The following is a 12,872-nucleotide window of genomic DNA, read 5'->3' as shown; positions in this document are numbered from 1 at the left end:
CTTTTAGAAAAATTTGGTGATTTGGCCACAGGTGTGTGTTCGCGGCGCAACATTAATCGTCGCGCGTATCGGTGCGCATATAGTCATAGACGGCCAGACCGGTTTCCGGGTCGCTGAATTCGCGCCACGAATCCGCCTCCATAGCGGTGCGCGCGTCGCGCATACCGTCGCGCCAGTGTTCATCGAGCGACACGCGCCAGAACTCGAAATCCTTGGACTGAATCTCGCGGCGATTGGAGCGGTTGATGATATGCACCAGGCTGACGCGGCCATCATAGACATCGGCGGGCAGGCTCTGATCGCACAGGCGCTCCAGAGCGTCTTCCGGCACATATTGCGCCAGAGCGCGGATGGCGTGACGCAGCCGGTATTTCTCCAGAAAGGCGTCGGTATTCAGGCGGGTGCGGCTGGAATAGGTGATGTCCTTCATCCGCTCCTGCACCTCGTCCATGGTCTGCGGCACCGGGCCGACAGCGCTGAACAGGTCGATCTGGAAGACCAGCGTATCCTTGGCCACGCCAGCGTCCAGCACATAGGACAGGGGCGTATTGGAGACGAGGCCGCCGTCCCAGTAGGCCTCGCCATCGACATAGACGGCGGGAAAACCGGGCGGCAGGGCGGCGGAGGCCATGACGTGTTCGGGGCCGATGACGCGCTCAGGCTCATGGGTGTCGAAATAGACGAAATTGCCGGTACGCACCTGCACGGCGCCGAGGCTAAGGCGTAAGGGGCCTTTGTTGATGCGGTCGAAATCGACATGGCGCAACAGCGTTTCGCGCAAAGGCGAGGTGTCGTAGAAGCTGGTCGCTTCCGGCGTGCCGGGCGGATTGAACCACGGCAGGAGGAACCACGGGCGGAAAAAGCCCTTGGCGCCCGCGATCAGGCTCAACCAGCCGCTGAACTGACGGAAATTGAAGTCGCTATGGGCGTGCTGACCGGCCAGCAGGTCGCCGGGAATCGTGGTGGCGATCTCCTGCCAGAAGGCGCGTAGGGCGGGAACCCTGTCTTCGGGCGCATTGCCGGCGATGATGGCGGCGTTGATCGCGCCGATGGAGATGCCCGCGATCCAGTCCGGCTCGACCCCGCCTTCGTGCAAAACCTCATAGGCGCCGGCCTGATAAGCGCCCAAGGCCCCGCCGCCCTGCATGACCAGTACGGTCTGGTCATAGGGCAGTTTCAGCTTCGGACGGCGTTTGGGTTGCGGTTCAGCCTTGTCGAAGGACATGGGAGTCTCCGTTTTGCCACCGCTTTCATATTGCGCCGCAATATGGCCGTTTCAAGCCCGCGAGCCTCATGCCCAAAAGTGTTTGACACTTTTGGCATACACATGATGGCGTCAAATGTTTTATTCCAGCGCGTACACCACGCAGGCCTTGGATTCCAGACGCCGGATCGGCGGTGTCTGAATGAAAGGATTTTGCAGAGCCTTGGCTTGGAGGGCGTCGACGTCAGCGTTACGCATCTGCAGGCCTGCGGCTAAAGCGGGTGCGGGCGGTGGCGGCGGCGCGGGCGCATATTGCGCTTCGGTATTATCGCTTTCATAACTCGGCTTGCCCAGAATATCCGTCTCACAGGCGCGTCCCGTCGGGTCGATCACCTTGACCGCGCCGAGTTTGGCGCCCGCCGCAGCCGCCGCCTGAAGCGCGCGGGTATGGGCGTCCTTGATCGCTTCGGAATAGAGCCAGGTATTTGTGGCGTTGTCGGGCTGGAGATTGAAATTCACCGGCGAGGTCGAGTCCGGCGACGCGGCCAGCGCCAGCGCGTAGGCGCGCTCAAGCTTGCTGACGTCGCGGACCTCGACATTGAGATTGAGGCTGACCTGATAACCGTTGATCTTGTCGCCGCGCTGGTCCTCGATCCTGTTGCCGTTCTTATCGCGATATTGCTCGTAAAGGGTGCGCATCGAAAAGCCGGTGGTGACGCGCACCGCGTCCTTGCCCAGCCCGTCCAGCGCCTGCATCAGCGCCTTGGTCTGGGCGATGGCTTTGGATTGCGCCTTGTCCGCCGTATCGTCGGTGGTCTGGAAGCTGGCCGAGAAGCTGGCGCGGTTGGCGGGCAGTTCGGTGAAGACATAGCCGGTCTGGGTGATGACGCTCTCCTTCATCCACCACGGCGCCTTGTCGTAAGGCGAAGGCTGCGGCGCGGCGGTCTGCGCGAGCGCGGGCGTGGCGGCCAGCAGCAGAAGGCCGGTGGTCAGGATCAGTTTGCGCATGGCGTCTCCCCGTTTCGCGATCATGTCAACGACGCAACAAAATACCACATGCAATTGCGGCGCGACTATGACGCGGCTCAAGACCTCCAGCGCAGATCGAGCGTGCGCGGATAGTCGGGATTGATCTCCACCGGCGGAGTCTTCACCCGCCCCGGCGTGTGGGTCGGGGCCTCGAAGCGCGACAGGCGACGCCCTTCCGCCTCGTTTTCGTTGAGCGGCAGGCTCTCATAATTGCGGCCGCCCGGATGCATGACGTGATAGCGGCAGCCGCCGAGGCTGCGCTCCAGCCGCGCGTCCAGCACGTCGAAGACCAGCGGCGTATTGACCGGCAGATTGGGGTGCAGGCTCGACCACGGCTGCCACGCCTTATAGCGCACCCCCGCCACCTGCACATGGCCGTCGCGCGTCGGCTGCAACGGCAAACGGCGGCCATTGCAGGTCACGACATGCTGTTCCGGGATCGCGCCGGTCAGCACGACTTCCAGCCGCTCGACCGAAGAATCGACGCCGCGCGATGTGCCGCCGCCACTGGTCTCCTCGCCCATGACCGGCCACGGCTCAAGCGCCGCGCGCAGTTCCAGCGTCAGGTCGCCCACCTGCGTCTTGCCGAGCGACGGGAAGCGGAAATCGAAGAAGGGGATGAACCAGTCGGGAGAGAATTTGAACCCGGCGCGCGCCAGATGCGCCAGCACCTCGCCGAAATCCTCATGCACATAATGGCCAAGCATGAAGCGGTCTTGCAATTGCGTGCCCCACCGCACCAACGGCGCGGCATATGGCTTTTTCCAGAAGGCCGCGATCAGGGCGCGGATGACCAGCGCCTGAATCAGATTCATCTGGACATGCGGCGACATTTCAAAGCTGCGCATTTCCAGTAAGCCCAGCCGCCCGCGATCCGAATCGGGGCTGTAGAGCTTGTCGATGCAGAATTCGGCGCGGTGCGTATTGCCGCTCAAATCGACCAGCAGATTGCGCAGCAACCGGTCCACCAGCCACGGAGCGGATTCAGACTCGCCATCCGGCAGGTGTTTCAGCGCGATCTCAAGCTCATAAAGCGCCTCATGCCGCGCCTCATCGACGCGCGGCGCCTGCGAGGTCGGACCGATATAGAGGCCGGAGAACAGGTAGGAGAGCGAGGGATGGTTCTGCCAGAAGCGCAGCATCGAGCCGAGCAGGTCCGGGCGGCGCAGGAAGGGCGAATCGTCCGGCCTTTGCGCGCCCATAACGATGTGGTTGCCGCCGCCCGTGCCGACGCGCTTGCCGTCGATCATGAACTTGTCGGCGACCAGCCGCGCCAAACGCGTCTCATCATAGACGGTGGTGAGGATGGTTTTCAGTTCATCCCAATCCTTGGCGGGCTGGATATTGACCTCGATGACGCCGGGATCGGGCGTGACCGACAGGCTTTCGACGCGGTGGTCGCGCGGCGGCGGATAGCCTTCGATCACCACCGGCGTCTGCGTCGCCTGCGCCACCGCCTCAATGGCGTGGATCAGGTCAAGATAATGCTCGGCATAGGCCAGGGGCGGCAAGAACAGGAACAATGTACCGCCCCGGACCTCGGCGCAGATCGCGCTGCGGATCAGGCCATTGGGCCCAGCCGACACGGGCGCGCCTGACCTGGCCGTCCCATAGGCTGTCACCGCCTCCGCCGCGTCAGGCAAGGGCGCAACCTCGGCGAACGGCGAGCGCGGCGGGAAGATGTGTTCATCCACCAAGGCCGGATCGACATGCGGCAGGGCGCCGAGCGGCAGACGCAGGCCGACCGGTGAATTGCCGGGGATCAGCATCATCTTATCGGTGCGGAACCGCCACGCATTGCTGATCCAGCCATCGGTCTTGGCGGAAAAGGCCAGTGGCAGAACATAGCCAGTCGGCGCGCCGACGCTCTCATCAAGCTGCGCCTGCAACCGCTTGCGTTCGGTCGCCTCATAGAGGTCAGCCTTGAGCATCTCGCCCTCGAGCGGAATGCGCTGCTCCTTCCAAAGCAGATAGGGGATGTCCTCATAGGCGGGCAGCACGTGCTTGGCGCCGACGCCCAGAACCTGCGCCAGCCGCCCAAGAAAGTCGCCCGCCAGATCGGGTTTCGCCTCTCCCTTTATGTCCGGGTTGGCCAGCAAGACCGGATTGAGCCATATCTGCTGACCATCCGTGCGCCAGTAACAATTCATCGCCCAGCGCGGCAGGATCTCGCCCGGATACCATTTACCCTGGGCGTGCTGCATGAGCGCGCCGCCCCCTTTTTCTGACTCGCCGAAACGTGACGATAGCCGCTGAAACAGGTCGTAGCCGAGCCGCTTTTTCTCATCCGACAAGGCGGTGAAATGCCATTCGTCGCCCTTACGATCGTCGAGCGATACGAAGGTCGGCTCGCCCCCCATGGTCAGCCGCACCTGCTGTCGGTCGAGCGCAGCGTCCACCTTGTGGCCGAGCGCGTCGATCGCTGCCCATTCGGAGTCGGTATAGGGCTTGGTGACGCGGCGGCTCTCGTAGATGCGCGTCACGCTCATGTCGTGCGCGAAGGTCGATTCCGCCCTTTCGTGCGCGCCGCTGATCGGCTCAGCGCTGGTCGGGTTGGGCGCACAGCACAGGGGGATATGCCCCTCGCCGGTGAACATGCCGGAGGTCGCATCGAGCCCGATCCAGCCCGCACCTGGCAGGTACACCTCGTACCAGGCGTGCAGGTCGGTGACGTCTTCGGACACGCCTGAAGGCCCGTCGAGCGATTCCAGGTCCGCCTTGAGCTGGATCGAATAGCCGGAGACGAACCGCGTCGCCAAACCCTTGTGCCGCAGCGCCTGACAGGCCAGCCACGCCATGTCGCGGCACGAGCCCTGCAACAGGTTGAGCGTCTCCGCCGGGGCCTGCAGGCCCGGCGCCATGCGCAGCTTGTAGTTCATATCGTCATTGAGCTTCTGATTAAAAGCGACGAGAAAATCGACCGTACCCATCGGCTCGGTGGGCAGGGACGCGACATAGTCCATCAGGACCGGATCGTTGTCCTTGATCTCCAGATAGGGCGCCAACTCCTCGCGCAACGCCTCGTCATAGACAAAGGGAAAGCTTGTCGCCGAGTCCTCAAGGAAGAAGTCGAACGGATTGAAGACCTTGATCTCCAGCACCAGATCGACCGTGACCTTGAAATGGTTGGTCTTTTCAGGAAAGACCACACGCGCCAGCCAGTTGCCGAACGCGTCCTGCTGCCAGTTGATGAAATGGCCCGCAGGCTCGACCTTGAGCGCATAGGACTGGACGTGGGCTTTTGTATGCGGCGCGGGCCTGAGCCGGATGACCTGCGGGCCCAGGCTGATCGGACGATCATAGCGGTAATCTGAAACATGGTGCAGCGCAGCCAAAATGCTCATTCCGCGTGATCTCCCGGTTTTGCTCAGACTAGCATCAATTATCGGTGGACGCCTGTGTTTCCACGCACATTCCTGTTACGAAACCTAAAAAAAAGTGTCATGCTGCCGGTTCACGGAGGCTGGACAACCTCGTTTTTAGAAAGTGTAGTTGCGTCGCAGCATGAGGAAAACCTTTTTGAGCGCGATCTCAAGCGACATTCTTGCGTTCAGCTTCGACGGCCTGAGTTCGCCGTCGATTGATCTCAAGTTTCGTCAGGGGCCGCAAAAGGGCGACCACACCCTGGGCTGGGGCCTTGGCTGGTATCCGGGCGACACCAAGGCCGCCATCGTCGCCAAAGACCCGTCGGCGCGCGATACGAAGTCGCTCAAGGGCGCGATGCACGACTGGGATTCGTTCCGCTCGACCGTCTTCTTCTGCAAGGTGCGCGGCGCCGCCACCGGCTACACCCATCTGGAAACCCAACCCTTTTCGCGCAGCTTCGCCGGTCAGGACTGGCTGTTCATGCACAATGGCGATCTCGACAAGACCGCCATGAGCAAGCTGCATTTCAACAAGTCGATCTTTCTGGAGCCGATGGGCCGCACGGATTCGGAGCTGGCCTTCTGTTTTCTGCTCGGCAAGGTGCAGGATTACGGCGCGCGCGCCCTGGCCGATATCGACCATCAGGTCTTGTTGAGCTGGTTCCTGCAACTGGACGATCTCGGCTCGGCGGATATGGTGATCTCGGACGGGATCACGGTGGCGGCCTTTTACGGCTCCAACTCCGACACCCATCTTTATTATGCGCGCATCAAGCCGCCGCATCTGCCGCACGGCTATCATGCCGACTCGGCGACGTTTGCGCTCAACAATCCGCGCGACACCTTCCGCACCGCCCTCGTCTTCTCCTCGACCGAGTTCGAGCAGGGCGACTGGAAGCCGATGCAGAAGGGACAGTTGATCATCGTCCGGCGCGGGAGCGTGATCTGGACCAACAAGAAAGACACCAAGACCACCCCGCCGCAGCAGGCGGCGCACGAGATGGAAGGCCATCTGCAAGGCGTGACCCCGCAACAGGGCGTTTTGGCCTTCGCTGACCAGCAGGCGCAGGCCCAGCAGCTCTCCATTCTGGAAACCCTGCAACAGGCGCCGCATGTCCAGCACAATGTGCTGAATCTGCGCTCGCAGACCCATGCGCCGGACGGTTCGCCCCTGACCTATCGCCTGTACGACGTCATCCATTCGACCGAATACAGCTATGAGCGCGAGGTCGAACATTCGACCCACGTTTTCCGTCTCGCGCCGGTCGAGGACGCCTTGCAGGAGGTGGTCAACTGCACACTCAGCATCTCCGCCGAAGGCGAGGAGATGCGCGTCGAGGACGTGTTCGGCAACCAGATGCTGCATTACAGCATCAACAAGCCCTATAAGAAACTCACCGTCTCCTGCCGCTCGCGCGTCAGAATCTACGGTACGCCGCCCGACGACCTGTCGCCGGACCGCCGCCAGCTTTCCGCGCCCCTGACCATGATGCCGTGGCAGCGCAAGATGATGGACCCGTATCTGCTGCCGCCGGAACTGCCGGAGACGCAGCTCACTGAGTTGATGACCTATGCGATGAGCTTCGCCGAGCGCAATGGCCGCCATCTGCTCGACACGCTGAACGACATCAACCAGACAATTTACCGCGATTTCCGCTATGTGCCGGGCGCAACCTCCCTGCGCACCACGGCCTTTGAGGTCTACGCCTCGCGCGAGGGCGTATGCCAGGACTTCGCCAATCTGTTCATCTGTCTGGCCCGCCTGCTCGGTGTGCCCGCGCGCTACCGCATGGGCTATGTCTTCACCGGCGCGAACTACGAAAACAAGCTGCAATCCGACGCCAGCCACGCCTGGGTGGAAATCTACATCCCCTATATCGGCTGGCGCGGCTTCGATCCGACCAATGGCTGCCTGACGGCGCAGGACCATGTCCGCGTCGCCTGCGGCCGCAACTATCTCGACGCCACCCCCACGTCGGGAACCATATACAGAGGGGGCGGCAAGGAAACGCTGCGGGTTCAGGTGACGATGAACGAGGTCTTCAACTAATTCAAAAAGGCCCCCGTCCCATACGGAGCGGAGGCGGTCAGGGACTAAAGATTTGACGCTCGAAACTTACGCGACCAACGGATTTTACGACGAGCTTTTCGCGGAGGACGGCAAGGCCCACGCCGCCGCCCGCCCCCTGATCGAGCGTCTGGAGGCGCTCAGCCGCACCGAGCTGAAACGGCGGCAGAAACACGCCGAGGAGATTCTCTATCAGTCCGGCAACACCTTCAACGTCTATGGCGACAAGAAGGGAACGGAAAAGATCCTGCCCTTCGACATCATTCCGCGCATGGTGTCGGCCCGGGACTGGGCCCGGCTGGAGCGCGGCATCGAACAGCGTCTGCGCGCGCTCAACCTGTTTATCCAGGACATCTATAACGACCAGAAGATCATCCGGGACGGCGTCATTCCCGCCGAGCTGATCTTTTCTTCGGCCTGCTATCTCAAACCCTGCGAGGGGTTGAAACCACCCAAAGGCGTGTGGACGCATATTTCCGGCACCGATTTCGTGCGCGACGGCGACGGCGAATTCTATGTGCTGGAGGACAATCTGCGCTGCCCGTCCGGCATTTCCTACGTGCTGGAAAACCGCGCCGTGCTGAAACGGATTCTGCCTGACGCCTTTCACACCATGAAGGTGCGTCCCGTCTCCGACTATGGCGACCACCTGTACCGGACGCTGAAATACATCGCGCCCGATGGCCGTGACGAGCCGAACATCATCGTGCTGACGCCCGGCATCTACAATTCAGCCTATTTTGAACACGCCTATCTGGCGCAGCAGATGGGCGTATCGCTGGCGCAGGGCTCGGACCTCGTGGTCGAGGACGATGTGGTCTATATGCGCACGACCGAGGGGCTGCAGCGCGTCGATGTCATCTATCGCCGCATCGACGACGAATATCTCGATCCTGAGATTTTCAAGCCGGACTCCGTTCTGGGCGTGCCGGGCGTCATGAACGCCTATCGCAAGGGCAATGTCGCCCTGGCCAATGCGCCGGGAACCGGCATAGCCGACGACAAGGCGATCTATGCCTATGTGCCGCGCATCATCAAATATTATCTCGATGAGGACGCCATCGCCAACAATGTGCCGACCTATATCTGCGAAGAAGCGTCCGACCGCGCCTATGTGCTTGAGAACCTCGACAAATTGGTGGTCAAGGCGGTCAATCTCTCCGGCGGCTATGGCATGCTGATCGGACCGAAATCGACCAAGGCCGAGCAAAAGGAATTCGCGGAGCGCATCAAGGCCAAACCCCGCGACTATATCGCCCAGCCGACCCTGTCCCTGTCCCGCTGCCCGACCCTGATCGGCAACGCCATCGAAGGCCGCCATGTCGATTTTCGCCCCTACTCGCTGTTCGGCGAGAACATCTTCACCCTGCCCGGCGGCCTGACCCGCGTGGCGCTCAAAAAGGGCTCGCTGGTGGTCAATTCCAGCCAGGGCGGCGGCTCCAAGGACACATGGGTTCTGGAAGATACCGGGGTATTAGAAGACACGTCTGAGAACGGAGGCGCGTCATGCTGAGCCGCGTCGCCAATTCGATCTACTGGATGTCGCGCTATCTGGAGCGCGCCGACAACGTCGCCCGCTTCATCGACGTCAATACGCACCTGACGCTCGATCAGGCGCTGACACCCGAAGCGACACAGTGGTATCCGCTGGTCGCCACCTCAGGCGATGACGAGGATTTCAACAAGCGCTACCGCACGGCGGACGAGCGTTCGGTGGTGCGCTTTCTGACCTTTGATGCGCAAAATCCCAACTCGATCATGGCCTCGGTCTATCGCGCGCGTGAAAACGCCCGCACGGTGCGCGAGATCATCCCAGTCGAGATGTGGGAGGTGATCAATGAACTCTATCACCTGACCCAGACGCACAGCCGTAAACGCGCCTTGGCCGATCTGCACGACTATTACAAGCAGGTGCGCCAGTGCGGCCACCTGTTCACCGGCCTGATGCACAATACGATGAGCCGCGAACAGGGTTGGCAGTTCGCGCATCTGGGCCAGATGCTGGAGCGCGCCGACAAGACCGCCCGCCTTTTGGATGTCAAATACTTCCTGCTGTTGCCGCGCCACAGAACCGTCGATAGCGCCTATGACGCCGTACAGTGGGGCGCGGTGCTGAAATCGGTCAATGCGCTGGAAATGTACCGCCAGCAATATCATTCGATCAATTACAGCGACGTGACGGGTTTCCTCCTGTTCGCACGCGGCTTTCCGCGCTCGGTGCTGTTCTGCCTGCATCAGGCGGCGCAGGCCATGCGCGCCCTGCCCTCGGATGGCGGGGCGCTCGCTTTCGAGGAGGTGACGCGGCTCAACCGCACCATGGAGACGACCAGCGCCGCCAGCGTCATTTCCGGCGGCCTGCATGAATTCATCGACCTGTTGCAGGCCAATCTCAACCTCGTCGATGAGAGCGTCTATAAGAGCTATTTCGATGTGTAACGGACGCGCGCCTCTTTACATCGGCTTTTGAGACATGACGATTGTAATCGATTACACATCACTTGAAGATCATCTGCGAATATTTAAGCGGCGAATAAATTAATTCATTTTACAATTCGCAACGACAGCGCCTATATAAGCCTGATACGCGGATGGAAAGAGGTGTGCCTGTCGTCAGGTGACGCTTCATCTACGTTATAACAACAAAAAATGCCTGAAAGCCTTGAGTGCTGAAAGTCCTGAGTGCTGGAAGCCCTGTGGCGACAGGACTGGACACGACGGCCAACTGCCCCGGAGGGGGTCTATATGCGCGTTGAAGATAAGGGCGAGCGCCGCGCGGAATTGCGGTCGCACGTTACCAGCGATTCCCAATCCGGCGGAGCCCATCTGGCTGGCACCAATCTTGAGCGCGCCGGCGACCATAATCAGCGGGTCACCTTGCAGGCTGTACGCGCGGCGGGGGCGCCGATCACCCGCGCCGAGATCGCCGAACTGACCGGCCTGACCGCGCCCGCCATCGCCAATATCACCAAGCGCCTGCTTAATGACGGCATGATCATGAAGGCCGGACGTCTGACCGGCGGACGCGGCCAGCCGGCGACCAAGCTGGTGGTCAATCCCGACGGCGCCTTCTCCATCGGTCTGAATATCGACCGCGACCACATCGCCATTGTCGCGCTCGACTTTGTCGGCAATGTCCGCTTCCGCGAATGCCGCGAGGTCCATTTCGCCATGCCGCAGGAGGTCATCACCTTCTTTCGTGAGCAGGTCGACAAGCTCATCGCGCAAAAGGCCATCCAGATCGACCGATTGATCGGCATCGGCATCGGCATTCCCGACGATCTGGGCCGCGTGCCGGTCGCCAACCGTCCCGACGCCTATCAGATCTGGTCCGAAATCGACGTGGCCGCCCTGTTCTCCGAAATCCTGCCCGTGCCCGTCCATGTCGAAAACGACGCGGCGGCGGCCTCGATTGGCGAAATGCAGTTCGGCCACGGCCTGAAAAGCCGCAGCTTCATCTACACGATTATCAGCGCCGGACTGGGCGGCGGGCTGGTGATCGACGGCCACTATTATCGCGGCGTCGGCGGCCAGTCAGGCGAGATCGGCTTCCTGCCCGTACGCGACGAGCAGGGCCAGGAACGCTCGCTGGAAGACATGGTGTCGCTCTATGCGCTCTATGACGACCTGCGCAAGGGCGGCTTCGACGTTTCGACGCCGGATGATCTGGAAAATCTCGACGCCAAAGGTCTGGCGCGCGTTGACGCCTGGCTGGACCGCGCCGCCGAACATCTGGCCATGCCGTTTCTGGTCATGAACTGCGCCATCGACCCGGAGGCGCACTATATTGGCGGACGCCTGCCCGCCGCCTTTATCGAGAAGCTGTGCGCACGGCTGAACGCCCGGCTGAACGTCTATGCCCGGCGCATCAAGCGTCTGGCGCCGATCCGGCGCGCCGAACTGGCCGTGGACGCCGCCGCGCGCGGCGCGGGCATATTGCCGTTCAACGACCGCTTCCTGCCAATCCGTGAAGCCCTGATGAAATAAGGCTCACCAGCGCAGGAAACGCCCGCCGAGCCAGGTCGCGATCCCGGTGAAGATCGCCACCGCGCCGCCATAGACCACCAGCAGATAGATGGGCGCGTCGCCGTCGCAATGCAGCGCATAGGCCGCCGCCATCAGCGAGGCCGCCGCCAGACCGCTCATGGCGCCCAACAATCTTGGCTGAGTCGGCGCCGCGCGCCGCAACCAGAAACGCCACATGACCAGAAGCCCCGCCATGCCGCCGCAAAGTATCGTGGTGTAGCAGACGACGACCCCGCCGCTCAGCCAGGCGGCGAAATCGCGTCCGCCAAAACGCAGCCATTCAAGGCCCAGCCCGATCAGCACCGCCGCCGCGACGCCGATCAGCACGATCAGGCGATCAGGCCTCAGCCGCCCCTCAGGCCGCGACAGGTCGATCATCGCCCGTACGGCGCTCAGGCCCAGAATCAGGAACATCAGCGGCTTGATCACCGCCATCGGGTTGCCGCTCCACTGCCCGTGCATCAGCATACGGACATCGTTGCGCGGGTGGTAGAAGATCAGAATATAGGCCACGGCGACGGCAAGACCCGCCAGCGCGCCCAGCCACAAACGGCTGTTGCGCAGCGGCGCAACCGGACGCAGATTTTTCGTCAGCCGGTCGAGCAGGTCGTCAGTCATCGGCGGCCTCCCCGGCGGCGCCGACCAGGGCGCGCAGGCGCTTCAGTCCGCGATGCACGATCACCTTGACCGACGAGGCCGACCGGCCTGTCTGCGTCGCGATTTCTTCAACGCTCAGACCGTCGATCTTTTGCAGAGCGATGATGCGCGCCTGTTCCTTCGGCAACTGGCTGAGCAGAACCTGCACGTCACGCGCCGCCAGATCCGGCTGCATGCCGTCATCCAGACCCAGAGCCTCGTTCAGTTCGACATGCACATGCCGACCATGTTTGCGCACATAGTCAATCAGCTTATGCCGCGCCACCGCCGCGATCCACGGCAGGAACGGCGCCTCCGCGTCATAGGTATGTCGTTTTTCATGTACGCTCAGAAGGGTCATCTGCACCAGATCGTCACTGTCGCCGCCACGCATGTCCCCTCTCAGGCGGCGACGAAAATAGGCGGACAGCCAGGGTTGCAGCGCGGCCAGCAAACGGCGGTAGGCCGCTGCGTCGCCGCCCTGCGCCGCGCGCATCCATGTCCGCCAGTCATCAGGATTATACGTGACCATGCGCGCTCAGGTTAC

Annotated in this window: 9 protein-coding genes; 4 read left to right on the top strand and 5 right to left on the bottom strand. The window is 62.0% G+C overall.

Annotation, left to right across the window (positions count from 1 at the left end; translation table 11 throughout):
* Positions 1-52 precede the first annotated feature (52 nt).
* The 3 genes from ACTHLA_RS04810 to ACTHLA_RS04800 form a co-directional block, all read right to left on the bottom strand.
* On the bottom strand, positions 53-1,225 hold the full coding sequence (locus tag ACTHLA_RS04810) for a patatin-like phospholipase family protein (protein ID WP_440185950.1): 1,173 nt from the start codon (positions 1,223-1,225) through the stop codon (positions 53-55).
* Positions 1,226-1,345: 120 nt separating this feature from the next.
* On the bottom strand, positions 1,346-2,212 hold the full coding sequence (locus ACTHLA_RS04805) for an SIMPL domain-containing protein (RefSeq protein ID WP_440185949.1): 867 nt from the start codon (positions 2,210-2,212) through the stop codon (positions 1,346-1,348).
* A 77-nt stretch (positions 2,213-2,289) separates the two neighbouring features.
* On the bottom strand, positions 2,290-5,577 hold the full coding sequence (locus tag ACTHLA_RS04800; protein WP_440185948.1) for a DUF2126 domain-containing protein: 3,288 nt from the start codon (positions 5,575-5,577) through the stop codon (positions 2,290-2,292).
* 175 nt (positions 5,578-5,752) lie between these two features.
* Between ACTHLA_RS04800 and ACTHLA_RS04795 the strand changes: the two genes are divergently transcribed.
* From ACTHLA_RS04795 to ACTHLA_RS04780, 4 genes are all read left to right on the top strand, one after another.
* The gene (locus tag ACTHLA_RS04795) at positions 5,753-7,648 is read left to right on the top strand and encodes a class II glutamine amidotransferase (protein ID WP_440185947.1); all 1,896 of its coding nucleotides are present in this window, start codon (positions 5,753-5,755) and stop codon (positions 7,646-7,648) included.
* 52 nt (positions 7,649-7,700) lie between these two features.
* Positions 7,701-9,179, top strand: coding sequence for a circularly permuted type 2 ATP-grasp protein (locus ACTHLA_RS04790; RefSeq protein WP_440185946.1), 1,479 nt, complete (start codon positions 7,701-7,703; stop codon positions 9,177-9,179).
* Positions 9,173-10,102, top strand: a complete 930-nt coding sequence (locus ACTHLA_RS04785) for an alpha-E domain-containing protein (protein WP_440185945.1) — start codon at positions 9,173-9,175, stop codon at positions 10,100-10,102. The genes ACTHLA_RS04790 and ACTHLA_RS04785 overlap by 7 nt, the downstream gene beginning before the upstream one ends.
* A 306-nt stretch (positions 10,103-10,408) precedes the next feature.
* Complete coding sequence (locus ACTHLA_RS04780; protein WP_440185944.1) at positions 10,409-11,650, top strand: ROK family transcriptional regulator; 1,242 nt, start codon at positions 10,409-10,411, stop codon at positions 11,648-11,650.
* A gap of 3 nt (positions 11,651-11,653) precedes the next feature.
* On the opposite strand, the gene ACTHLA_RS04775 is transcribed toward ACTHLA_RS04780, so the two are convergent.
* Both ACTHLA_RS04775 and ACTHLA_RS04770 read right to left on the bottom strand, forming a co-directional pair.
* Positions 11,654-12,307, bottom strand: coding sequence for an NrsF family protein (locus ACTHLA_RS04775; protein ID WP_440185943.1), 654 nt, complete (start codon positions 12,305-12,307; stop codon positions 11,654-11,656).
* Positions 12,300-12,857: a sigma-70 family RNA polymerase sigma factor gene (locus tag ACTHLA_RS04770; RefSeq protein ID WP_440185942.1), complete on the bottom strand. Its 558-nt coding sequence runs from the start codon at positions 12,855-12,857 to the stop codon at positions 12,300-12,302. The genes ACTHLA_RS04775 and ACTHLA_RS04770 overlap by 8 nt, the downstream gene beginning before the upstream one ends.
* Positions 12,858-12,872: the final 15 nt, after the last annotated feature.

Origin of the sequence: Asticcacaulis sp., assembly GCF_051956075.1 — a bacterium.
Classification (GTDB): Bacteria; Pseudomonadota; Alphaproteobacteria; order Caulobacterales; family Caulobacteraceae; genus Asticcacaulis.
This window is presented reverse-complemented; position numbering and strand designations above follow the sequence as displayed.